Source organism: Pseudomonas ogarae (assembly GCF_014268695.2).
GTDB lineage: Bacteria > Pseudomonadota > Gammaproteobacteria > Pseudomonadales > Pseudomonadaceae > Aquipseudomonas > Aquipseudomonas kilonensis.
Genome location: NZ_CP077086.1, coordinates 2,405,895 through 2,427,819, shown reverse-complemented (window position 1 = coordinate 2,427,819; position 21,925 = coordinate 2,405,895). Strand labels below are relative to the sequence as shown.

The following is a 21,925-nucleotide window of genomic DNA, read 5'->3' as shown; positions in this document are numbered from 1 at the left end:
GAGATGCCGCTATGACAGCTTCGTCCGTTACCCCTATGCAACGCCTCAAACGCACCAGCCTGGTGACGCAAATCGTCATTGGCCTGATCACTGGTATTGTCCTGGCCTGGCTGGCGCCCGATGTGGCGAAGTCCACCGAATTCATCGGCAAGGTCTTCGTGTCCGCGCTCAAGGCCGTGGCGCCGATCCTGGTGTTCGTGCTGGTCATGGCGTCGATTGCCAACCACAAACATGGCCAGGAAACCCATATCCGGCCGATTCTGTTCCTCTACCTGCTGGGCACTTTCGCCGCAGCGGTGGTCGCGGTGGTTGCCAGTACGCTGTTTCCCTCCAGCCTGGTGCTGACGACACATGATGTCGCCGTTACTGCACCCGGCGGCATCGGCGAGGTGCTACAGGGCCTGTTACTGAGCGTGGTGGACAACCCGGTCCGAGCGCTGATGAACGGTAACTTCATCGGCATCCTGGCCTGGGCCATCGGCATGGGCATCGCCATTCGCCATGCTGGCCAGACCACCCGCACCGTGCTCGAAGACCTGTCCAACGGCGTGACCGTGATCGTGCGCCTGGTGATCCGCTTCGCCCCACTGGGGATCTTCGGCCTGGTGGCCTCGACCCTGGCAACCTCCGGTTTCGGCGCCCTGCTCGGCTACCTGCACCTGCTCACCGTGCTGATCGGCTGCATGCTGTTCGTGGCGTTGGTGGTCAACCCGCTCATCGTGTTCTGGAAGCTGCGTCGCACCCCCTACCCGCTGGTGTTCACCTGCCTGCGCGAGAGCGGCATCACGGCGTTTTTCACTCGTAGCTCGGCGGCGAATATTCCGGTGAACCTGGAACTGAGCAAACGCCTGGGCCTGCACGAAGACACCTATTCGGTGTCGATCCCACTGGGCGCGACCATCAACATGGCGGGCGCTGCCATTACCATCACCGTACTGACACTGGCGGCCGTGCATACCCTGGGTATCGCGGTGGATATACCAACGGCAGTGCTGCTGAGCGTTGTCGCGGCCATTTGCGCCTGCGGCGCATCTGGAGTGGCCGGCGGTTCGCTGTTGCTGATTCCCCTGGCGTGCAGCCTGTTTGGCATTCCCAGCGAAATCGCCATGCAAGTGGTTGCGGTGGGCTTCATCATCGGTGTCCTGCAGGACTCGGCGGAGACGGCGCTGAACTCGTCAACGGATGTGCTGTTCACAGCGGCGGCGTGCCTGGGTGAGGAAGAGAAGCTCGCGCGTACGGCGTAACAGTTGCGGTGGCTGTTCGGTCAGCCACAAAAAAGCCCGGGAACGGCCCACACCGTCCCGGGCTTTTTCATGCCGGCGGGGTTAGAACGCGCCCATGTAGTCGCGCTTGCCCACTTCCACGCCATTGTGGCGCAGCAAGGCGTAGGTGGTGGTGACGTGGAAGAAGAACTGCGGCAGGCCGTAGGTCAGCAGGTAGTTCTGGCCGCTGAAGCGCTTTTCCTTCGGCGTACCCGGACGGGTGACGATTTCGATGCCTTCCTTGCCATCGATCTGCTCAGGGCGGATGCCGTCGATGAAGGCCAGTACCTTGGCGATCAAGGCTTGCAGCTCGGCGAACGTGGTCTCGCTGTCCTCATACTTCGGCACTTCGATCTCGGCCAGGCGGGCGGACACACCTTTGGCGAAGTCCACCGCGATCTGCACCTGGCGCACCAGCGGGAACATGTCCGGGTACAGACGGGCTTGCAGGAAGGCGTTAGGGTCGATGTTCTTCGCGGTGGCGTGAGCTTCGGCCTTGTTCAGAACGTCGCTCAACGCGTTGAGCATCTGCTTGAAAACCGGGACGGAAGCGGCGTACAGGGAAATAGTCATGGCGATCTCATGCAGGTGGCAGGAAAGAATGAATCAAACGGCTGCGATTATAGCCACGGCTTGTTGCACAGCTTGTCTTTTATTGCGCAAGGATTAGGCTAGGCGGCTTCCACAGCATAGGGAACGCGCGATGAGCATCGAAGAACAACGGCAGGCTGAAGAACCGCGGCTCAATAGCACGGAAATCCGCATCCTCGGCGCGCTGGTCGAGAAACAGGCCACCAACCCCGAGACCTACCCGCTGACCCTCAACGCCCTGGTACTGGCCTGCAACCAGAAAACCAGCCGCGAACCGGTGATGAACCTCAACCCCGGCCAGGTCGGCCAGAGCCTGCGGGCGCTGGAAGGTCGCGGTTTTACCAAACTGGTGATGGGCAGCCGTGCCGACCGCTGGGAACATCGGGTCGACAAAGCCCTGGAGCTGGTGCCGGCCCAGGTGATCCTGATGGGTTTGCTGTTCCTGCGTGGCCCGCAAACGGTCAATGAGCTGCTGACCCGCAGCGGACGGATGCACGACTTCGAAGACGCCGAACAAGTGGTGCACCAGCTGGAACGCCTGATCGCCCGAGGGCTGGCGCTGCTGGTGCCACGCCAGGCCGGCCAGCGCGAAGACCGCTATGTGCACGCCATGGGCGACCCGGCGGACATCGAAGCGATTCTCGCCGCCCGCCAGCACCCGGTGGAGCGTGGTGCCGGCGGCGCTGTCTCACTGGAGCGTATCGAAGAACTCGAAGCACGGATCGCGGCGCTGGAAGAACGCCTGGCACGGCTGGAATAGCAGCGCCTACGCCGACCGGGCGAAGGCCACGGCTTTTTCAAATTGCTCCAGGTTGGGCCGCACGCCGGTGTACAGCACGAACTGTTCCAGGGCCTGGATCGCAATGACTTCCAGCCCGGTGATGACCCGCTTGCCTTCGGCCCGGGCACGCACGATCAGGGGCGTTTCCGACGGGATCGCCACGACATCGAACACGGTCTCGGCCGCAGCGATGATCTCGGGCTCAAACGCCAACTTGTCGGCCTCCGGGCCGCCGGTCATGCCGATCGGCGTGACATTGATCAGCATCTGTGGCCGCCGGGTACCGAGTTCAGCTTGCCATTCATACCCCAGGGACTCGGCCAGGGCTCGCCCGGCGGCTTCATTGCGGGCAACGATCAGCCCGTTCTTGTAACCCCCATCGCGCAAGGCACTGGCCACAGCCTTGGCCATGCCGCCGCTGCCGCGCAAGGCAAAGGTCGAGTCCTTGGGCACCGCGTGGCTTTGCAACAACTGGGCGATGGCGATGTAGTCGGTGTTGTAGGCCTTCAGATGGCCATTGGTATTGACGATGGTGTTGATGGACTGGATCGCCGCGGCGGAAGGATCCAGCTCGTCCACCAGGGCTATGCAGGCTTCCTTGAACGGCATCGACACGCCGCATCCACGAATGCCCAGGGCACGGATACCGCCCACCGCGCCAGGCAGGTCCTGGCTGCTGAACGCCTTGTAATAGAAATTCAGGCCCAATTGTTCATACAGGTGATTATGAAAGCGCAGGCCGAAATTTCCGGGACGCCCCGATAGCGACATGCACAGCTGGGTGTCTTTGTTGGGATTGATCTGCATGCGTGTCTCCTTGCAATTCACTTTCGGACAGACGGAATCACCGTCCCGAAAGGTTTTATTCGATGATGCAACCGCCAGCCTCGGCCCGGTCTCAGGCCCCCGGATGACGCGGCGCGGTAAAGAAAAGCGCTACAGACCTTACACAATATTTACCCAACGGCGTCGCAAATCCTGAGAAAATCGCTGTCATAGCAAGTATCCCCGCGACTCTCATCGGGTCTGTTGCAGACCACAGGCGTCGGGGCCGAAACGAGGAACAGCCATGAATCGTAAACTTCCCATCATCGCCCTGCTCCTGGGGGCACTCGCGGTCACCGGCCAGGCATCCGCCAACGGTCGTGGTGGTTGGGAGGGGCCCGCAGTGTTTGGCGCAATCGTCGGTTCGGCCATCATCGGCTCGGCCATCATCAACCGTGATCGACCTGTGTATGTGCAGCAACCGGTCTACGTCCAGCCACAGCCGGTCTACTACCAGGCACCACCACCGGTCTACTACCAGCCGCAGCCGGTGTATGTAGAGCGACCGATCTACTATCGCCCAGCGCCGGTTTATTACGGGCCACCACGGGGCTACTACTATGGCCCGCCTCGTGGTCATTACGGTCGCTGGTAATCAGCCTTCCGGGTGGCACAAAAAAGCCTGTGATCGATGATCACAGGCTTTTTCATGTCCACTAGATAACCCCTGTGGCGAGGGGATTTATCCCCGCTGGGCTGCGCAGCAGCCCCTAGGTAGTCAACTTAACCTGCCTGACACACTGGTTTGTCGGCATTTAGGGCCGCTTCGCGCCCCAGCGGGGATAAATCCCCTCGCCACAGGGAATTGTCAGACGTGCTCACTGCTTTTCAGACGGACCGGCGCATGCTCCGCGGGCTCGTGAACAGGCTCCGCCACCACCGGGATCTCATTGCCATCGCAATCATGCAGCTTGCCATCGCTGAAGTAATCACCTTCACGCAGCGCCGCCAGGTCCTGATAGCGCAACACCCGCTCGGTGCCGGCGGCGAAAACCGACTGCTGGTCGGAGTTACCCGCGGTGAAGTGGTTGAACGCCAGGTTCAGCGCGATCGCCATGATTGCCGAAGAACTGATGCCCGAATGAAAGATGGTCGCGAACCAGCTCGGGAAATGGTCATAGAAATTCGGAGCAGCGATAGGAATCATGCCAAAACCAATGGAAGTGGCGACGATGATCAGGTTGACGTTGTTGCGATAGTCGACTTTGGACAGCGTGCGGATGCCACTGGCAGCCACGGTGCCGAACAGCACGATACCGGCACCGCCCAGTACCGAGGTCGGCACCGCCGCGATCACCCGGCCCATGAACGGCAGCAGGCCGAGCACCACCAGGAACACCCCGCCGGTCGCCACCACGAAACGGCTCTTGATCCCGGTCACCGCCACCAGCCCGACGTTCTGGGCAAAGGCACTCTGGGTGAAGGAGCCAAAGATCGGCGCGATCATGCTCGACAGCATGTCAGCCCGCAAGCCGTTGCCCAGGCGCCTGGAGTCGACTTTGGTGTCGATGATCTCGCCCACGGCCAGGATGTCGGCGGAGGTTTCCACCAGGGTCACCATGATCACAATGCACATCGACAGGATCGCGGCGATGTGGAAGGTCGGCATGCCGAAATGGAACGGTGTCGGGAAGCCGAACATCGGGCCTTGACTGACCGATGAAAAGTCCGCCATGCCGAGGAACACGGCGATGACGGTACCAATGACCATCGCCAGCAAAATCGACAAGCGCGAGATGGTTGCGCTGCCCATTTTGCTCAGCAACAGCACCAGCACCAGGGTCACCGCGGCCAGACCGATGTTGGCCATGCTGCCGAAATCAGCGGCATGGCTGTTGCCACCCATGGCCCAACGCGCCGCCACCGGCATCAGGGTCAGGCCGATGGTGGTGATCACGATGCCGGTGACCAGTGGCGGAAAGAACCGGGTGATGCGCGAAAAAACTGGGGTAATCAGCAAACCAATCAGGGACGCAGCGATCACCGCGCCAAGGATGGCTTGAAAGCCGCCTTCCCCGCCGCTGCCGACAATCGCCACCATGGTCGCGACGCCCGAGAACGATACGCCCTGCACCAAGGGCAGTTGGCAGCCGAAAAACGGCAGGCCGAGGGTTTGCAGCAACGTTGCCAAGCCCCCCGCGAACAATGACGCGGCAATCAACAAGCCGATGTCCGCGGGCGAGAGCCCGGCCGCCTGGCCGATGATCAACGGCACGGCGACGATGCCACCGTACATGGTCAACACATGTTGTAGGCCGTAAGCCATATTCGCGCCGACGCCAAGGTTTTCGTCCTCGGGCCGTGGGAGTGAAACATGGGGCGTTTTCATGGTTCGGGGGTTCCCTGTTTTTTGTTATGGGCACACTGTATTCAAAACTCAGGACAAATGTCCATAGAGTTGTATACAACTTGTTGCCATACACAGGAACAGACTCCCCCGGCCAACAGCCTTTTTTACGGCTGAAGCAACCCCACGATCGCCGGCCGCAACAGCTCGCGCGGCGGTACGCGCAGGCCAAACTCTTGTTCCAGCAAGTCGATCAACTCATCGGCATCGGTGATCAACCGGCGTTCGCTCTCCTGCCCGATCCGGTGCACGGCATAGCTGTTGCCGTTCAGGGTCTTGCGCAGCCCATCGCCGGTACACGCGACCATCAACCGCCCCATGAACGGGGATTCCGGGTGGTTGCTGACGTACCAATTGCCGAGGGTGTAGTCGATGTCTTCCTGGCGCTGCAGATCGAACAGGTACATCGGCCGCCATTCGTCGGCAACGTTGGCACGCAACAGATAGCCGTCCGCATGGGTGTCGATGCGGTACGGCTCATGGGGCGTGACTTGTGCTTCACGGCTGTCCAGCAGCAGCGGCGCAGTGGGCACCATGCCACCAAAGCCAACGTCGGTGATGTAGCGCACACCGTCGAACGTCACCAGGCTCAGCCGGTGGGTGCGGGCCGCCCAGGTGCCTTCAGGCGCGTTCATCACCACGCGGCCGGTGATGCCGCGGGCATCGAAACCCAGCTCCAGCAACAACGCCAGGAACAATTGGTTGAGTTCATAGCAATAGCCGCCGCGCCCTTGTTCGAACACTTTTCGCTCCACCGATTCAAGGTCGATGGACACGGGTTGACGCAGCAACGTCGACAGGGTTTCAAAGGGGAACTCGGCAGTATGGCGCCCTTGCAGTTGACGCAACGTGTCGAGGGTCGGCGCTGGAGGCGCATCGAAACCCAGGCGCCGCAGATAGCGAGCCGTATCGCTCAGTTGGGGATGACTCATGAGGGGTGTCCTTTTCCGGGGTCGGCGCAGCGCTCACGACAAGCGCACTGTTATTGGGCGCCAGATATAAGGCATTCCCCTCACCGAGACAACAATCGACCGGGGCACCTCGCCGGGTCACCGCCGCTTGCGTGAAGCCAGGCGGATCCAGGTGGGGGCATGGTCGCTGGGGTGGGGTTGATTCCGGACCCAGGCGTCCACGCCGGCCTCGCTCAGGTAGGCGCTGGCCACCGGGTTGAGCAGCAGGTGATCGATGCGCAGCCCGGAGTTCTTCTGCCAATGCTGACGGAAATAATCCCAGAAAGTGTAGATCCGCTCGTCCGGATACAGGTGGCGCAACGAATCGGTCCAGCCCTGGTCCAGCAGTCGCTGGTAGCACGCGCGGCTTTCTGGCTGCAGCAGCGCATCCTTGAGCCAGGAGCGCGGGTTGTAGATGTCCATGTCGGTGGGCACCACATTGTAGTCACCGGCCAGCACCACGGGATGATCGCTGGCCTGCAACCCTTGGGCGTATTCGATGAGCCGTTCGAACCAGGCCAGCTTGTAGTCGAACTTCGGACCCGGTTGCGGGTTGCCGTTGGGCAGGTACAGGCAGCCCACCAACACGCCATGCACCGCCGCCTCCAGATAGCGACTGTGGCTGTCGTCATCCCCGCCGGGCAGGCCTCGGCGGCTTTCCAGCGGCTGCGCGTCACGGGCCAGGATCGCGACACCGTTCCAGGACGCCTGCCCCTGCCAGATCGCCCCATACCCGACCGACTCCAGCTCCGCCGCCGGGAAATCCTTGTCCACGGCCTTGAGCTCCTGCAAACAGGCAATGTCGGGTTTTTCCCGCTCCAGCCATTCCAGCAGGTTGGGCAGCCGGGCCCGGATGCCATTGATGTTGAAGGTCGCGATCCGAAGGTTTTTCATAGCACCAGAACTCGAAATACCCAGTCACCGTTGTGACCGACAACCGGGCTTGGTGGTTGCAACAGGTTTTCAGGAACCCGTTTTCGGCAAGGGCTGGCCTTTCTCCAACAACTGCGCAAAGGCTTGTTTGTCGATCGGTCGGCTGAGGAAATAACCCTGCACTTCATGGCATTGGTCCGAGCCCAATGAACCGAGCTGGGCCAGGGTTTCCACGCCCTCGGCAGTCACCGTCAGCCCCATGGCCTTGCCCAGGTTGATGATCGCCTGCACCACGGCGCGGTCATTGCTGCTGTTGCTCATGGAAGCAATGAAGCGCTTGTCGATCTTGATGCCATCGAATGGATAGGTGCGCAGATAACCGAGGGACGAATAACCGGTACCGAAATCGTCCATGTTCAAGCGCACGCCCAGTTCCTTCAGGGCATTCATGACCTGCAGGGCACCATCAACGTCGTTGAGCATCACGTTCTCAGTGATCTCGAGCTCCAGGCGACTCGCCGGGAAACGGGTTTCGATCAACACCTGTCGCACATCCTCCACCACATCGCTGCGCTCGAACTGCGCCGGTGACAGGTTGACCGAGACCATCAGCTCCCCCGGCCAGGTCAGTGCGGTTTCGCAGGCCTCGCGCAATACCCAACGCGAAAGCGGGACAATCAGGTCGGTTTGCTCGGCCAAGGGAATAAAGGCATCGGGGCTCAACAAGCCTTGGGTCGGATGCTGCCAGCGAACCAACGCCTCGACCGCCACAATCTCCCGACCATCGACGGTGTAGCGCGGCTGGAAATGCAGGACAAATTCGTTGTTCTTCACGGCCTGGCGCAGGTCGCTTTCCAGTTGGCGACGATGCTGGATCTGATCGTTCATTTGCGAGGCGAAATAGCACCAGGTTTTCTTGCCCTCGGACTTGGCCTGGTACAAAGCAATGTCGGCGCAACGGATCAGCTCACCGGGGACATAACCCTGGCGGCGGCTGACAGCGATGCCAATGCTCGCGCCGATGTGCAACGAATGGGTTTCGTAGAGGATCGGTTGCTGCAGGCTGTCGATCAGCCGCTCACAGAATCGATCGATCTCAGTGGTATGTTCCATCCCGTTGAGCACCACCACGAACTCATCGCCCCCCAGGCGCGCCACCAGGTCTTGCTCGCGGGTGCTGTCGCGCAGTCGCTGGGCCACTTCCAGCAACACCGCATCGCCGGCCGGGTGGCCGAGGGAATCGTTGATCGGCTTGAAGTTGTCCAGGTCGACCATTAGCAACGTCAGCGGCGCCGAATGCTCCTTGGCCACCAGCGCATCATCCAGGTGCCGCGCCAGCTTGTTACGGTTCGGCAGGCCGGTCAGCGCATCGTGCATTGACAGATGCTGGACCTGGGCATGGGCCGCCACTTCATCGGTGATGTCACTGGCGGTGCCGCGATAGCCCACCACCTCGGCCTTGCTGTGGATCGGGCGTGCCGACACACGACAGAAGCGCAATTGCCCGGAATAATCGCGGTAGGAACAGCGCAAGTTGCTGGCGTTCTGTTCCTCCGTCAACTTGCCCAGCCACAGGGCAATCGGCGTGGTGTCGCAGTACAGCAGTTGCTCGATATCCTGCCCCAGCCATTGCTGGTCGGAAAACCCGGTGACCGTATTGAAACGCCCCGACAGATAAGTGATGCGTTGCTGCCCGTCGATTTCCCAGATCCAGTCGGAAGCCGCCTCGGCCACGGCCCGGAAGCGCTCTTCGCTGGCCTCGAGGGCATGCGCCGACTGTTCCAGGCTGTCGTAACTGGCGTCCACATGCCGTGCCGTGCGCAACGCATAGCGAAAAAAGTAAGCGGTCAGCAGGGCCAGAATCAGCAACGCACCACCCAGCGGCGGCACCAGGGACCAGAGCAATTGCTGGCCCGGTCGCTCCAGGCGGGACACCAGGCTGTAGCCGGTGCTGTCCAGCGGCACGGCCGGCTGGCCGGGCTCGAGCTCGGTGTCTTTCTTGAGGTTCAAGTCTGTGAGGCCATAACTCTTGCCCAACTTGCGCAGCTTGACGGGCGTCAGTTGGTCGACAAACAGCAGGACCGAGGTGCCTTTGGATTCGACCTGGGGCCGTTCGTCGTTGGGCAGAATCACCGAAGCGGTGACGATGGCCGGCCAGCCCTCGAACAATGTGTAGCGGATCGTCGACATCGTCAGGTCGGGCTGCGCCTGGAGCTGGTCCACCAGCTCCGTCAGCGGCGCATTCATATAAACCGCGGCATCATCCTGGACATTGCGCCCACGCACCACGGCATATTTGGTGCGTCGCCGATCAATGACAAACACCCCCTCGTATTCATCATTGGTGAACAGGGTCTTGCCCATGTTCTGTTCGGCGTAGGCCCATTGCACGTCAACCTCGCCGTTGAGGTGGTCGTAGGCGGTGGTCCAGTAGGCGTAACTGGCGATGTAGTTTTTTGAGGCGGTGATGCGATTCTCGAGGGCGCGCTCGATATAGAAATGCGTCTTGCGCACATCCTCCGCGTCCAGCTTTTGCGCAATGTTGAACAGCGCGGCAATCGCCATCAGGACACCCAGGACAAACAACCCGGCGACTGCCACGACCAGGCGACGGGTAATCGGGGTGTGACGCGCGATGCTTGAAGGGGTATCGGCAGCGGAATCCATTGACCTGCTCCTGTCCTGTCAACGCTGGCTGCGGTGTCGAGAACGGCGAGGATCCGGGGCCAGTCTTGTTCCCAACCTTAGCACCCACTGCCTGATCGGTTGGCGAGCCCACGGCTTTTTGCGAAAGAGCCTACACACCTCGTGTGCGTCGCCAGCGCAGTGTCTGAACAATGGACCTGACACGTTGCCGATGATTCCACCCGATCTCAACGATCCGAGCGCGCCAGCGTGTCGAGCCCACCTTCCGTCGACAACACCGCCACCCGGTTGCGGCCGCTGTGCTTGGCCTGGTAGAGCGCCGCATCGGCCCGCTGGATGAAGACTTCAATGCTGTCCAGGCTGCTGGGCACAAAGGCATAGCAGCCCAGGCTTACCGTGAGGTAGCCGGTCGGAGACCCGGAATGGGTGATGTGCTTGTCGATGACGCTGCGGCGGATCTGCTCGGCCAATGCCATGGCCCCCGACAGATTGGTGTCGGGCAACAGGACCGCGAACTCTTCGCCACCATAACGCACCGCCAGATCGGCCTTGCGATGGCAGCAGCTCTTGAGCACCTTGGCCACTTCCGCCAGGCAATGATCCCCGGCCACGTGCCCATAGGCGTCGTTGTAGCGCTTGAAGAAATCGATATCGAGCATGATCAGGCTCAAGGGGCTACGCTGACGAGCGCCCCGGCCGAACTCGATGTCCAGGGCCCGTTCGAACAGCCGCCGGTTCGCCAGCCCGGTGAGGCTGTCATGGGTGGCAATCAGTTCCAACGCTTCCTGAGCCTTGCGCAAGTCCGCCTCGATCCGTTCGCTGGTACGGACCTGGCGCACGAATACCCAGCCGAACAAGCAAATGCCCAACACCACCAGGCCCACGATGAGGCTGGATTGGAAAGCCCGGTCATGCCAGCCCGCCAGGATCGCGCCTTCGGACATCGCGGCGGTGACCACCAGCGGATAAGCCTGCAGATGTTGGTGCCCATACAGCCTGACGACACCATCGATGGTCGAACGGATGAGTGCATCGCCAGACATCCCGCCGGCCAGGGCATGGTTGTAAATATTTTCCTGGGCCAGCGGGTGACCGATCCGCCCCTCATCGAAGGGACGACGGGCCAAGAGCGTCCCGTCAGACAAAGCCAGGGCCATCTCGCCTTGATCATCCAGATTGAAGCTTTTGAAGAATCGATCGAAGTACGACATTTTGATGCCGGCCATCAACACGCCTTGGAAGTTGCCATCCTGATCATTCAAGCGCCGGGAAACCGGAATGATCCAGCCGCCGTTTTGTCGGCTGCGGATTGCCGGGCCGATATGGGCGACCAGGGAGGCATTCTCTTGGTGGAAAACGAAGTACTCTCGATCCGCCACCCCAGCACCCCGGTGCAGGTTTTCAAAGGAGGTCACCACCCAGTGACCGTGCTTGTCGAACAGGAACAGACCATGCAATTGCTCAAGCGATTGCACACGTCGGGCAAAGGTTTGCTGCAAGCGTGGCTGTACGGCGGGACCGTAGCCGTCTACTTGGATCCAATCTGCCAGGCTGGCCAATACCAAATCAGCCTGGAGGAAGGTGTCCTGCGCCTGCTGGGCCATGGCCCGGGTAAGGGTCGCCGAAGCGACGCGGGCCGACTCCAGGTCGTGGCTGCGCGACTGCTCCAGTTGCAGATAAAGCAAACCGCACAGGCACAGGCACACCGCCGCGATAAACGAAACCGCAGCCTTGAGCAACGGCAGGCGCTTCAAGGCACCGCCAGGGACATGGAAAGGATCGAGAATGGAGATAGGCAAGCGAATTCCTGAAGAGGGCAAAACATGAGCGAATTCGCTCAAAGCCCCCAATATTCGTGAGCTTAGCCTACCGCTTGTGAGGCGGCAATTTGCCTGTGCAGCAGAGCCGATGGGTGGCTGCAGTGGATCCAAAAACCCGCCTGCCAGCCGATAAAAATGCCCTCTTCAGAACGAAGAAATTCCCCGTGGCGAGGGGATTTATCCCCGCTGGGCTGCGCAGCACCTCTAAAGCAGTGAACTCAATCTTCCTGGCACACCGAGTTGCCTGGTTTTTTGGGGGCCGCTGCGCAGCCCGACGGGGATAAATCCCCTCGCCACGGGTCAGATTGCGGCTCTCACCGTACCGGCGGCACCCGGATCTCCCCGGCCCGGCATTGTGTCCTGACGCCCCTGCCACACGCGGCGAACGCCAGGTCCTTGTCCATGCACACCCGCACTTCCGACAGTTGCGGCCCGCTGCAAATCACCGCAATGCCGTCGGGCGCAATGCCTGGATTGCTTTGGCGGAACAGCCGGATGATTTCATCTGCCTCGAAATAATACGAGGAATTGAGCGGTTGCAGCTGCGATGGGATTTTCACCGCGCCCAAGGCTTTGTCGGCAACCTCCAGGTAACCCATGGCGCCCAGGCCACTGCAAGTGCCGTGCTTGGACCATTCATGCGCCATCAACTTGCGGGTGGGAAACAAGGTCAGGCCCTTCTGCTGCTCAGCCGCCGTCAACGGCACCTGAGGCGCACAGGATTGCGGCCAGCCGCCCCGGGTGTATTGCGGCCAGAGGCCATGGAGCACAAAGCCGTAGCCCTTGCCGGAACACTGCGCATCCTTCTGGTGAGTCAGGCAGAACGTCGGCGACCAGGACAGCGCCAGCAAATAGTAATCGAACACTCCGGCCACGGATTGCGCCCGTGCATTGCCGGATTCGCGGGCATTGGCCGCGCCCATGGAACCCAGTGTCAGTACGATCAGCACGACAATGGCAAGACGTTGTTTCATTGACCCACTCCTTGGGGCGATTGTGCGAAAGCAGGATGATCGGGCGATGATTGTTTCAACCTTGTGTTTCAAATCTCTGAAGGGCTGTTTTTTTTACAAGCAATCCTTGCCGGGGGCTATCTAAATTGCGTAACGCCCCATAACGTAGATCGCCTTTGACTTTTACGTGCCCCGTCACCCATGAGCAAACCGATCCGAACCGATGACGAAAAGCCCCTGACCCGCCCCGACGCCGTCAGCCTGCGCGTGGCCTTCTGGTTCTGGCTCAAACTGGGCTTCATCAGTTTCGGCGGCCCTGCGGGGCAGATCTCGATCATGCACCAGGAGTTGGTGGAGCGCCGACGCTGGATTTCCGAACGACGCTTCCTGCATGCCCTTAACTACTGCATGTTGCTGCCGGGCCCCGAGGCCCAGCAACTGGCCACCTACCTGGGCTGGCTGATGCATCGAAGCTGGGGCGGGGTGATCGCCGGGGCACTGTTCGTGCTGCCTTCGTTGTTCATTCTCATCGCGTTGTCGTGGCTGTACGTCGCCTTTGGCGAAGTGCCGATAGTGGCGGGCATTTTCTATGGCATCAAGCCGGCCGTCACGGCAATCGTGGCACATGCCGCCCACCGGATCGGCTCCCGCGCACTCAAGAACAACTGGCTGTGGGCGATCGCTGCGGCGTCGTTCACCGCGATATTTGCCTTTGATCTCCCCTTCCCACTGATCGTGCTGAGTGCGGCGGTCATCGGTTATTTCGGCGGCCGCTGGGCACCGGAAAAATTCAGCCTGGGCGGTCACGCTACCCAGCACCAATCCTTCGGCCCCGCCTTGATCGACGACGACACGCCGCCCCCGGACCACGTTCGATTCAGCGCCTTCAGGCTCGCCCGGCTGGCGATCATCGGTGCCCTGTTGTGGGCGTTGCCAATGGGCCTGCTGACCGCGGTGTTCGGCTGGGAAGGCACGCTGACGCAAATGGCCTGGTTCTTCACCAAGGCCGCATTGCTGACGTTCGGCGGCGCCTATGCAGTGTTACCCTACGTGTACCAGGGTGCCGTCGGACACTTCGGCTGGCTGACGCCGACACAAATGATCGATGGCCTGGCCCTGGGCGAAACCACGCCCGGGCCGCTGATCATGGTCGTGGCCTTCGTCGGTTTCGTCGGAGGCTACGTGATGCAGGTGTTCGGTCCCGAACAAGCCTTTCTCGCCGGGGCCGTCGCGGCCACGCTGGTGACCTGGTTCACGTTCCTGCCCTCGTTCCTGTTCATCCTGGCCGGCGGCCCGCTGGTGGAATCGACGCACAACGTGCTGAAATTCACCGCGCCGCTGACCGCGATTACCGCGGCGGTGGTCGGGGTGATCCTCAACCTCGCGTGTTTCTTTGGTTACCACGTACTCTGGCCCAACGGTTTTGCAGGTGCCCTGGACTGGCCGTCGGCAATCATCGCAATCGCGGCGGCCATTGCGCTGTTTCGCTACAAGCTGGGGGTAATCCAGGTATTGCTGGCGTGCGGGCTGGCTGGGCTGGCGGTGCACTTGCTGCGCTAGACGAGGCGTTTGCTCAGGTACGTCGCCGAAGCCGGGCACAAGGTTTTTGGGTGAGCGCATCGCGCAACGGTCCCAGGTCGTTATTGCTCAGTGCTCTCATGTGCATGACTTGCTCCTCGTAAATTGTTCCGGTGATCGTCATCGCACTGAAACTCAACAACCCACCACCCCATGACCCAGCGCAAATGAACACCCCAGCCCATCAGCTAAGCTCAACCTATCATCACGACAGGGAATCGACATGAGCAAGGCAGACGAGCTAGCGGCCAAACTGAGGAAAACCCAGCAAACCCGCGCGGATACCGACAATTGCGCCGACCTGGCGATCGAGCACTGGCCCGCCCAGGTCTACGAACTGTATCGCCAGATCGAAACCTGGCTGGCGCCCGTGTGCGAGGCGGGCCTGGATATTCGGCGCAACCCCACCCACGTATTTGAAAGTCATTCCAGCGGCTCGACGTACAACTACGCCATCGATCAACTGGTGATCGAAGGCAATCATCACCGCATTTCATTCGACCCGATTGCGCGTTTCTCGTCCAAGGGCGAGGGCTGCATTGAAGTCCATATGAAGGGGCAGGAACACTGCATCGTGCGCTCACTCGGCGAACATGGTGAATCGCTCTGGCATATCCAGGCCCTGCGCCAGACCGGGCAACCGCGTCTTGAACCGACCATGCTGGACGAGGACGCCTTGCTCGCGCTGGTAGAGCAAGGCCTGGGGCTTTAACGCAAATGGGCGACCCTTGAGGTCGCCCATTTCGTTGGAGAACCCACTAGAACTGCGGCGCTGATTCGACGGTTGGATCGCTCCCTGGCACCGGTAGCGTCAGTTCCTCCACCGGTCTTCCCACGAGTTTATGCAAGGCATTGTCGATTTCGTCAGCCGCGCCTTGCGCGTATCGGGTATCCGCCCAGCTCCAGTACGGATCGAACATCAGCCCGCCGAGCCATAGGGCGCTGCATCCGTAGTCGATGAAAACTCCCGGAGCGCTGACCGAGCGGCCAGCACCGTAAGAACAGCGGCAACGCCCAACACCGCCGCACTGGTTTCGAAGGTCGCGCGATAGCCACTCAGGTCGAACAGAAGGCCGCCCACTGTCGCGCCCGCGGCGATGGCGAGTTGGACGATCGCCACCATCAGGCCGCCGCCGGCTTCGGCATCTTCCGGCAGTGTTCGCGAAAGCCAGGTCCACCAACCTACGGGCGCCGCTGTGGCCACCAGGCCCCAGAGGCCGAGCAGGAGGGTCGCGATCAAGACCGACCCGCCGTACCCCACCAGGGCAATGGCAATCGCGGCCATCAACAGCGGGATGACGATGAGCGTCCGATAGAGATTGTTCTTCAAACAGGCCCCGATCAGAAAGGTGCCCAACAGCCCCGCCACACCGATCACCAGCAACATGAAGGACAGCATGGAAACGCTCACCTGCGTCACCGTTTCAAGGAACGGTCGCAGGTAGGTGAACAACATGAACTGGCCCATGAAAAATGTGCTGACCGCCAGCATACCCAGTGCGACCGGTGCCCGGGTCATCAACTTGAAGACATTGGTGCTGCCCTGCTTCGCCTGCGAAGGCATGGAGGGCAGGCGTAACAGCAGCCAGACCAGGGCGATGGCGGCGACGGGCACGATGCAGAAAAACGCGCCACGCCAACCGATGATCGCCCCCAGGAAACTGCCCAGCGGCGCAGCGATCACCGTCGCCAAGGCATTGCCGCCATTGACGATGGCCAGTGCCTGCGGAACCTGATCGTCCGGCACAAGCCGCATGGCGGTGGCCGCCGACAACGACCAGAAGCCGCCAATCGCCACGCCGATCAACGCGCGACCGAGCATGAATACCGGGTAATTCGGCGCGAACGCCGCCACGGTGCCGGAAACGATCATCAGCAAGGTCAGCCCCAGGAGAAGCCATTTTCGATCGACCCGGGCGGCAATCGATACGATGAACAGGCTGGTGATCAGGGCAAAGGCGCCAGAGACGGCAATGCCTTGTCCGGCCTGCCCTTCGCTGACGTGAAGATCGGCCGCTACCGGCGTCAGCAAACTGACTGGCATGAACTCCGAGGCAACGAGCACGAATGCGGCGAGGGCCATGGCAAGTACAGCGCCCCAGGCGGGCTGGACTTGTGGCGATGAGTTATCTGTCATTGGAGGACAATCCTGTGTTTCTTTGATGGATCTGTGGGCAGATTGACGGCGGCACATTCAACATCACTGTCTCAGGCAGCCCCCTTTCGCGAGCAACCCGTTGGCGCGTCTATCAGCCGACCAAAGTCGCGTTATCGATCACGAAGCGATACTTCACATCGCCCTTGAGCATGCGCTCGTAGGACGCGTTGATCTGCTCGGCCCGGACCAGTTCGATGTCGGCGACGATGCCGTGCTCTGCGCAGAAATCGAGCATCTCCTGGGTCTCGGGGATGCCGCCGATCATCGACCCGGCGAGGGTGCGCCGCTTCATGATCAGGTTGAAGACATTCGGCGAAGGATGCGGGGTTGCCGGGGCGCCTACCAGGGCCATCGTGCCGTCGCGCTTGAGCAGCACCAGCAATGCATCGAGGTCATGAGGAGCCGCCACGGTATTGAGGATGAAATCGAAGCTCTTGTTGTGCGCTGCCATTTCTTCGGCATTGCGCGACACGACAACCTCGTCGGCCCCCAACTGCCTGGCATCCTCACGCTTGGACTCGGACGTGGTGAACGCCACGACATGAGCCCCCATCGCATGGGCCAGCTTGATGCCCATGTGACCCAGGCCACCAATGCCAACCACACCCACCTTCTTGCCCGGCCCGACGTTCCAGTGGCGCAGCGGCGAATAGGTGGTGATGCCTGCGCAAAGCAGCGGCGCGACGGCGGCAAGCTGGGCTTCGGGGTGACGAATGCGCAACACATAGCGCTCATGCACCACGATGTTTTGCGAATAGCCACCCAGCGTCCAACCGGGTTCATCCGGGGTGGGGAAGTTGTAGGTCCCGATCATCCCGTCACAATAGTTTTCCAGGCCGCTGTCGCAGTCGTCACAGTGCTTGCAGCTGTCGACGATGCAGCCAACGCCGACCAGGTCGCCAGTCTTGAAGCCGGACACATGGGCGCCGACCGCCGCGACCCGACCGACGATTTCGTGGCCCGGCACGCAAGGGAACTGGGTACCCGCCCACTCGGCACGCACCTGGTGCAGGTCCGAATGGCAGATACCACAAAAAGCGATGTCGATCTGGACGTCGTGGGCGCCCGGCGTGCGACGAGTGATCTGCAGGGGTTCAAGGGGCTTGTCGCCCGCGTGAGCGCCATAGGCTTGTACACGCATCAGAAGACTCCTTGCTGGATTGAATGAGGTTGTATCTTCAGGGCTCAGCCCGGCCGGCAGGTAGTGCATTACGCTGAGATGCTTGCCTGATCCTATGAGTGCTTCTATTGCGTATAGGCAGCGCTTCGCTTGGCGAGTTAATGTTCTGCCTATAGCGCTTGAGCTCAGATGACACCCGGACCCGACATGGCCATTCAACGCAGATCCGTACAAGAGACTCTGGCCGCCATCATTGGCACCCGGACCCCACGCGCGGGCGACTTTGAAACGCCCATCGCCGGCCTCGTCTTCTTCCGGCGCGACGCCCCGGCGCCGCCGGTGATTTGCATGATCGAACCGAGCATCGTGCTGGTGGCCCAAGGCGAGAAGCAGGTCTGGATCGGCGGCGAAGCCTATGGCTACGACACCGGGCGGTTCCTCATGACCTCCCTGGACATCCCGGCCAATTCCGAAGTGCTGCAGGCCAGCCCGGAAGAGCCCTGCCTGGGCCTGGTCCTGAGGCTCGACTTGCGCATGGTGGCCGATCTGATCGCCCAAGGCAGCCTGTCACCGCCGCGTGATCGAGCAGTCGGGATCGGCGCGGGAATCGGCACCGCAACGCCGGACCTGCTGGAACCGTTCGCGCGCCTGCTGGCGTTGTTGGATGAGCCCGAAGCGATTCCCATCCTGGCGCCGTTGATCCAGCGTGAGATTCACTACCGGCTGCTGCTCAGCGACCAGGCCGCCCGACTGCGGCAGATCGTTTCGGTCGATAGCCAGGGCTACCGGATCGCCAAGGCCATCGACTGGTTGAAATTGAACTACACCGAACCCGTGCGCGTAGACGACCTCGCGGCGCGGGTGCAAATGAGCGCGCCAACGTTTCACCACCACTTCCGTCAGCTCACGGCGATGAGCCCGTTGCAATACCAGAAGTGGCTGCGGTTGAACGAAGCAAAACGCTTGATGCTCAACGAGCATGTGGACGTGGCGAGTGCGGCTTTCAAGGTGGGCTATGAAAGCCCTTCCCAGTTCAGCCGCGAATACGCCCGTTTGTTTGGCGTGCCGCCCAAGCGGGACATTGCGGCGTTGCGCGGGCCGGCCAAGGCTGGTTGATTCTTCAGTGGGAGCAAAGCTTGCTCGCGATGCAGGCACCTTGGCCTTCGGGAGACCGCGTCGGCTTCATCGCGGGCAAGCCTTGCTCCCACAGAGTGGTGCCTTTTGCGCCAACGCAACGCACCTCTGTGCCAGGATCATCGTCGGGTCAACAAGGGCCACCCTGTGCCCATTGATCTCGAACGCCTCGCAATGTTCCAGCACCAGCGGCAACTCCGTACACCCCAGGATCAACACCCCCGCCCCCAGCTCACACAAATGCTCGGCCGCCAGCAACAGTTGTTCCTTGCAGAGCCCCTGTGTGAAGCCGGCCTTGATACCCCGCGGTCCGTAGATCGCGTCCATGACCATCGCCTGGTAATCGACACCGGGCGTAAGGAGCTGGAGCCCGGCATGGCGCGCCGCCTGGTGATAGACCTGACTCTGCACCGTACCGGAAGTCGCCAGCAGGCCAATCGCCTTGCCCGAACCATAGGTGCGCGCGATCCACTCCACCGTCTCGCTCAGCATGTTCACGATGGGCACCCTCAGGTGCGCCTGGATCCGCTCGACGAAGGCATGGGCGGTGTTGCAGGGAATCGCGATGGCGTTGGCGCCGGCACTTTCGAGACGTTTGCACGTGGCGTACATCGCCATCGTCGGGTCGGTTTCATCGCGCAGCAGGTTGGCCGTCCGATCCGGTATCTGCGGGTTTTGCTCGACCACCATCTTGATGTGGTCCTGGTCCTTTCCCGCCGGGGTATTGGCCACCACCTTGGCCATGAAGTCCACCGTGGCGGCAGGCCCGACGCCGCCCACGATGCCCAGCTTGAACGGTGGGCGCCTGGGCTGCTGGTCCAGCGTCGCGAAGTCAGCGTAGATCTCATTGATGTCCAGCACGGTGATCCCGCGACGCTGCAAATCGGCACAGACCAGGGACAGCTCGGTCATGCCGGGCAGGATCACCGTCGCACCCTGGGCCTGCAACGACAGGCACGCCTGGTAGACCGCTTCAAGCGGCACGCCTTCGAGGTGGCCATCCTTGATGCCGTTGAGACCGTACATCGCCTCCATCAACCCCGCTTGAGCGTCTGCGTCGGGGTAAACAATCTGGAAGTCTTTGCCGAAATGTCGCTCGAACAATCCGCAATGGCGCACGAAGTCGGAGGCGATCACCCCCAACATCGTCTGGGGCGGCACCGTGTGGCTGACGTGCCGGGTCAAGGCGGCCATCATGTCCAGCACGGGAATGCCCAACTCCTCCTCGATTTCAGCGCGAAAGGTATGGCTGGCGAAGCACGGGAGCATCACCGCATCGAAGCCACTGTCCTCGAACGACTTGCACACCTGGAACACATAGAACTTGCGTGACGTCATGCTCGCGCCCTGGTCCAGCGGCAGCAGCACGTCCTTGAAGGGGTGCTGCTCGAACAGGAAATGGTAGCGCCCCTGGTCCTCGAGCACCGCCCGGGACTTGACCAACTTGTAGAACAAATCGCCCCCGGCCAAAGACCCAAGCCCGCCGACGATGCCCAACTTGCGAACCACAGAGGCCTTGTGGCTCGACTTCACTTTAGCCTTCATGAACGTCTCCTCAAGCCACCGGCACCGGCTCGGATCGTGACCGAACCGGAGCGTGTGCACCCTCGTCCTCGTCGGCTTCTTCGTGGGGTTCGGACTTGGCGACCACCGCCGTCGCAATGCTGTTACCCACCACGTTGGTGGCAGTGCGGGCCATATCGAGGAACTGGTCGATACCGATGATCAACAACAGCCCCGCCTCGGGAAGATTGAACATCGGCAACGTGGCCGCGACCACGACCACCGAAGCCCGCGCGACACCGGCCATGCCCTTGCTGGTGATCATCAGCGTCAGAAGAATCAGCATCTGTTGCGTGAAACTCAAATCAATGTTGTAGGCCTGGGCGATGAACAGGATGGCGAACGCCTGGTACATCATCGAGCCGTCGAGGTTGAACGAATACCCCAGGGGCAACACGAAACTGGACACGCGTTTGGGCGCACCAAATTTCTCCAGCGCCTCAATGGTTTTCGGGTAGGCGGATTCGCTGCTGGCGGTGGAAAAGGCCAGGAGAATCGGTTCGCGAATAAGCTTGCCGAGGTGGAAAACCGAGCGACCAAGGAACAGGTAACCGGCACCGAACAGCAGCGCCCAGAGAATCAGGATCCCCAGGTAGAACTCAGCGATCAGCTTGCCGTAATCCACCAGCAGGCCAAGCCCCTGGGTGGTAATCGCCGAGGCAATGGCGGCAAACACCCCAATCGGCGCGAACGCCATCACGTAGTCGGTGATCTTGAACATCACCTTCGCCAGCTCTTCGATGGAATCGGTGATCCGGGTGTAACCCGCCCGTTTCACGCCGGCCAGTGCGAAGCCGAAGAACAGCGAAAACACCACGATCTGCAGGATCTCGTTGTTGGCCATCGCTTCGGCAATGCTGCGCGGAAACACATGGCCGATGAACGCCTTGAGACTGAAGTCACCGGTGTTGACTGGCACGGCCGCCGTTGCGTGCTGGGCCACGTCCATGTTCAACCCGGCACCGGGTTGAAACAGGTTGACCAGACCCATCCCGATCAGCAGCGAGACAACCGAGGCGGTGACAAACCAAGCCATCGCCCGAGCCCCAATCCTGCCAACGGAACGGGAGTTGCCCATGCTGGCGATACCGCCCACCAATGTCGCGAAGACCAGGGGCGCGATGATCATCTTGATCATGCGCAGGAAAATGTCAGTGACCATCGAGAAGTAACTGGCGATCTCTTTGGCACTTTGCTCGCTCCCTGCGAAATGGTGACACGCCCAACCAACAAGTACGCCCAGGGCAATGCCCATTGCAATTCGACGTGGGAGCTTATTCTTCTTCACGGTGCTGTCCTCAAGTAGTTCTTGGATTTTTTTTAC

General features: G+C 61.2%; 18 protein-coding genes. 6 read left to right on the top strand and 12 right to left on the bottom strand.

What is annotated here, in order from left to right:
- The first annotated feature begins 11 nt into the window (after positions 1-11).
- Positions 12-1,244, top strand: a complete 1,233-nt coding sequence (sstT, locus tag HU749_RS10800) for a serine/threonine transporter SstT (protein ID WP_186652480.1) — start codon at positions 12-14, stop codon at positions 1,242-1,244.
- 81 nt (positions 1,245-1,325) lie between these two features.
- Here the strand turns inward: sstT and HU749_RS10795 are convergent, their stop codons facing one another.
- Positions 1,326-1,835 carry a DUF1993 domain-containing protein gene (locus HU749_RS10795; protein WP_003199840.1) on the bottom strand — a complete coding sequence of 170 codons (510 nt, stop codon included), beginning with the start codon at positions 1,833-1,835 and terminating at the stop codon, positions 1,326-1,328.
- 130 nt (positions 1,836-1,965) lie between these two features.
- Between HU749_RS10795 and HU749_RS10790 the strand changes: the two genes are divergently transcribed.
- Positions 1,966-2,613 (top strand): YceH family protein, encoded by a 648-nt coding sequence (locus tag HU749_RS10790; RefSeq protein WP_079304393.1) that lies wholly within the window; start codon positions 1,966-1,968, stop codon positions 2,611-2,613.
- Between the two features lie 6 nt (positions 2,614-2,619).
- On the opposite strand, the gene HU749_RS10785 is transcribed toward HU749_RS10790, so the two are convergent.
- Positions 2,620-3,441 carry a shikimate 5-dehydrogenase gene (locus HU749_RS10785; protein ID WP_079304391.1) on the bottom strand — a complete coding sequence of 274 codons (822 nt, stop codon included), beginning with the start codon at positions 3,439-3,441 and terminating at the stop codon, positions 2,620-2,622.
- A gap of 262 nt (positions 3,442-3,703) precedes the next feature.
- Between HU749_RS10785 and HU749_RS10780 the strand changes: the two genes are divergently transcribed.
- Positions 3,704-4,054 (top strand): hypothetical protein, encoded by a 351-nt coding sequence (locus tag HU749_RS10780; protein ID WP_014339318.1) that lies wholly within the window; start codon positions 3,704-3,706, stop codon positions 4,052-4,054.
- Positions 4,055-4,267: 213 nt separating this feature from the next.
- Here HU749_RS10780 and HU749_RS10775 read toward each other — a convergent pair whose 3' ends face one another.
- The 6 genes from HU749_RS10775 to HU749_RS10750 all read right to left on the bottom strand — a co-directional run bounded on the left by HU749_RS10775 (position 4,268) and on the right by HU749_RS10750 (position 13,069).
- Complete coding sequence (locus HU749_RS10775; protein ID WP_186652481.1) at positions 4,268-5,788, bottom strand: nucleobase:cation symporter-2 family protein; 1,521 nt, start codon at positions 5,786-5,788, stop codon at positions 4,268-4,270.
- A gap of 125 nt (positions 5,789-5,913) precedes the next feature.
- Positions 5,914-6,738 (bottom strand): arylamine N-acetyltransferase family protein, encoded by an 825-nt coding sequence (locus HU749_RS10770; RefSeq protein ID WP_186652482.1) that lies wholly within the window; start codon positions 6,736-6,738, stop codon positions 5,914-5,916.
- A gap of 117 nt (positions 6,739-6,855) precedes the next feature.
- Positions 6,856-7,650: an exodeoxyribonuclease III gene (gene xth, locus HU749_RS10765; RefSeq protein ID WP_046064744.1), complete on the bottom strand. Its 795-nt coding sequence runs from the start codon at positions 7,648-7,650 to the stop codon at positions 6,856-6,858.
- Positions 7,651-7,719: 69 nt separating this feature from the next.
- Positions 7,720-10,296 (bottom strand): bifunctional diguanylate cyclase/phosphodiesterase, encoded by a 2,577-nt coding sequence (locus tag HU749_RS10760; protein WP_186652483.1) that lies wholly within the window; start codon positions 10,294-10,296, stop codon positions 7,720-7,722.
- Between the two features lie 206 nt (positions 10,297-10,502).
- Positions 10,503-12,074 (bottom strand): sensor domain-containing diguanylate cyclase, encoded by a 1,572-nt coding sequence (locus tag HU749_RS10755; RefSeq protein WP_186652484.1) that lies wholly within the window; start codon positions 12,072-12,074, stop codon positions 10,503-10,505.
- A gap of 335 nt (positions 12,075-12,409) precedes the next feature.
- Positions 12,410-13,069, bottom strand: coding sequence for a ribonuclease T2 family protein (locus HU749_RS10750; protein WP_186652485.1), 660 nt, complete (start codon positions 13,067-13,069; stop codon positions 12,410-12,412).
- Between the two features lie 180 nt (positions 13,070-13,249).
- Here HU749_RS10750 and chrA point away from each other — a divergent pair, with 180 nt between their 5' ends.
- Both chrA and HU749_RS10740 read left to right on the top strand, forming a co-directional pair.
- Positions 13,250-14,608 (top strand): chromate efflux transporter, encoded by a 1,359-nt coding sequence (gene chrA, locus HU749_RS10745; protein ID WP_095962918.1) that lies wholly within the window; start codon positions 13,250-13,252, stop codon positions 14,606-14,608.
- 241 nt (positions 14,609-14,849) lie between these two features.
- A complete protein-coding gene (locus HU749_RS10740) occupies positions 14,850-15,338 on the top strand; it encodes a hypothetical protein (protein WP_186652486.1) in 489 nt (162 codons plus the stop codon).
- Between the two features lie 207 nt (positions 15,339-15,545).
- On the opposite strand, the gene HU749_RS10735 is transcribed toward HU749_RS10740, so the two are convergent.
- Positions 15,546-16,763 (bottom strand): MFS transporter, encoded by a 1,218-nt coding sequence (locus HU749_RS10735; RefSeq protein ID WP_186652487.1) that lies wholly within the window; start codon positions 16,761-16,763, stop codon positions 15,546-15,548.
- A gap of 112 nt (positions 16,764-16,875) precedes the next feature.
- On the bottom strand, positions 16,876-17,925 hold the full coding sequence (locus HU749_RS10730) for an NAD(P)-dependent alcohol dehydrogenase (protein ID WP_186652489.1): 1,050 nt from the start codon (positions 17,923-17,925) through the stop codon (positions 16,876-16,878).
- A gap of 186 nt (positions 17,926-18,111) precedes the next feature.
- Here HU749_RS10730 and HU749_RS10725 point away from each other — a divergent pair, with 186 nt between their 5' ends.
- Entirely contained in the window at positions 18,112-19,020 is a 909-nt protein-coding gene (locus HU749_RS10725; protein ID WP_186652491.1) for an AraC family transcriptional regulator, read from the top strand.
- A 66-nt stretch (positions 19,021-19,086) separates the two neighbouring features.
- On the opposite strand, the gene cuyB is transcribed toward HU749_RS10725, so the two are convergent.
- Complete coding sequence (cuyB, locus tag HU749_RS10720) at positions 19,087-20,583, bottom strand: cysteate racemase (RefSeq protein ID WP_186652492.1); 1,497 nt, start codon at positions 20,581-20,583, stop codon at positions 19,087-19,089.
- Between the two features lie 10 nt (positions 20,584-20,593).
- A complete protein-coding gene (locus HU749_RS10715; RefSeq protein WP_046064733.1) occupies positions 20,594-21,889 on the bottom strand; it encodes a dicarboxylate/amino acid:cation symporter in 1,296 nt (431 codons plus the stop codon).
- Positions 21,890-21,925 lie beyond the last annotated feature (36 nt).

Coding starts and splice junctions, on each gene's coding strand:
- HU749_RS10780 (WP_014339318.1), top strand. CDS start 3,704: ATGAATCGTAAACTTCCCATCATCGCCCTGCTCCTGGGGGCACTCGCG.
- HU749_RS10740 (WP_186652486.1), top strand. CDS start 14,850: ATGAGCAAGGCAGACGAGCTAGCGGCCAAACTGAGGAAAACCCAGCAA.
- HU749_RS10725 (WP_186652491.1), top strand. CDS start 18,112: ATGGCCATTCAACGCAGATCCGTACAAGAGACTCTGGCCGCCATCATT.
- HU749_RS10775 (WP_186652481.1), bottom strand. CDS start 5,788: ATGAAAACGCCCCATGTTTCACTCCCACGGCCCGAGGACGAAAACCTT.
- HU749_RS10770 (WP_186652482.1), bottom strand. CDS start 6,738: ATGAGTCATCCCCAACTGAGCGATACGGCTCGCTATCTGCGGCGCCTG.
- HU749_RS10735 (WP_186652487.1), bottom strand. CDS start 16,763: ATGACAGATAACTCATCGCCACAAGTCCAGCCCGCCTGGGGCGCTGTA.
- HU749_RS10790 (WP_079304393.1), top strand. CDS start 1,966: ATGAGCATCGAAGAACAACGGCAGGCTGAAGAACCGCGGCTCAATAGC.
- HU749_RS10760 (WP_186652483.1), bottom strand. CDS start 10,296: ATGGATTCCGCTGCCGATACCCCTTCAAGCATCGCGCGTCACACCCCG.
- HU749_RS10785 (WP_079304391.1), bottom strand. CDS start 3,441: ATGCAGATCAATCCCAACAAAGACACCCAGCTGTGCATGTCGCTATCG.
- chrA (WP_095962918.1), top strand. CDS start 13,250: ATGAGCAAACCGATCCGAACCGATGACGAAAAGCCCCTGACCCGCCCC.
- HU749_RS10750 (WP_186652485.1), bottom strand. CDS start 13,069: ATGAAACAACGTCTTGCCATTGTCGTGCTGATCGTACTGACACTGGGT.
- HU749_RS10730 (WP_186652489.1), bottom strand. CDS start 17,925: ATGCGTGTACAAGCCTATGGCGCTCACGCGGGCGACAAGCCCCTTGAA.
- sstT (WP_186652480.1), top strand. CDS start 12: ATGACAGCTTCGTCCGTTACCCCTATGCAACGCCTCAAACGCACCAGC.
- cuyB (WP_186652492.1), bottom strand. CDS start 20,583: ATGAAGGCTAAAGTGAAGTCGAGCCACAAGGCCTCTGTGGTTCGCAAG.
- HU749_RS10795 (WP_003199840.1), bottom strand. CDS start 1,835: ATGACTATTTCCCTGTACGCCGCTTCCGTCCCGGTTTTCAAGCAGATG.
- xth (WP_046064744.1), bottom strand. CDS start 7,650: ATGAAAAACCTTCGGATCGCGACCTTCAACATCAATGGCATCCGGGCC.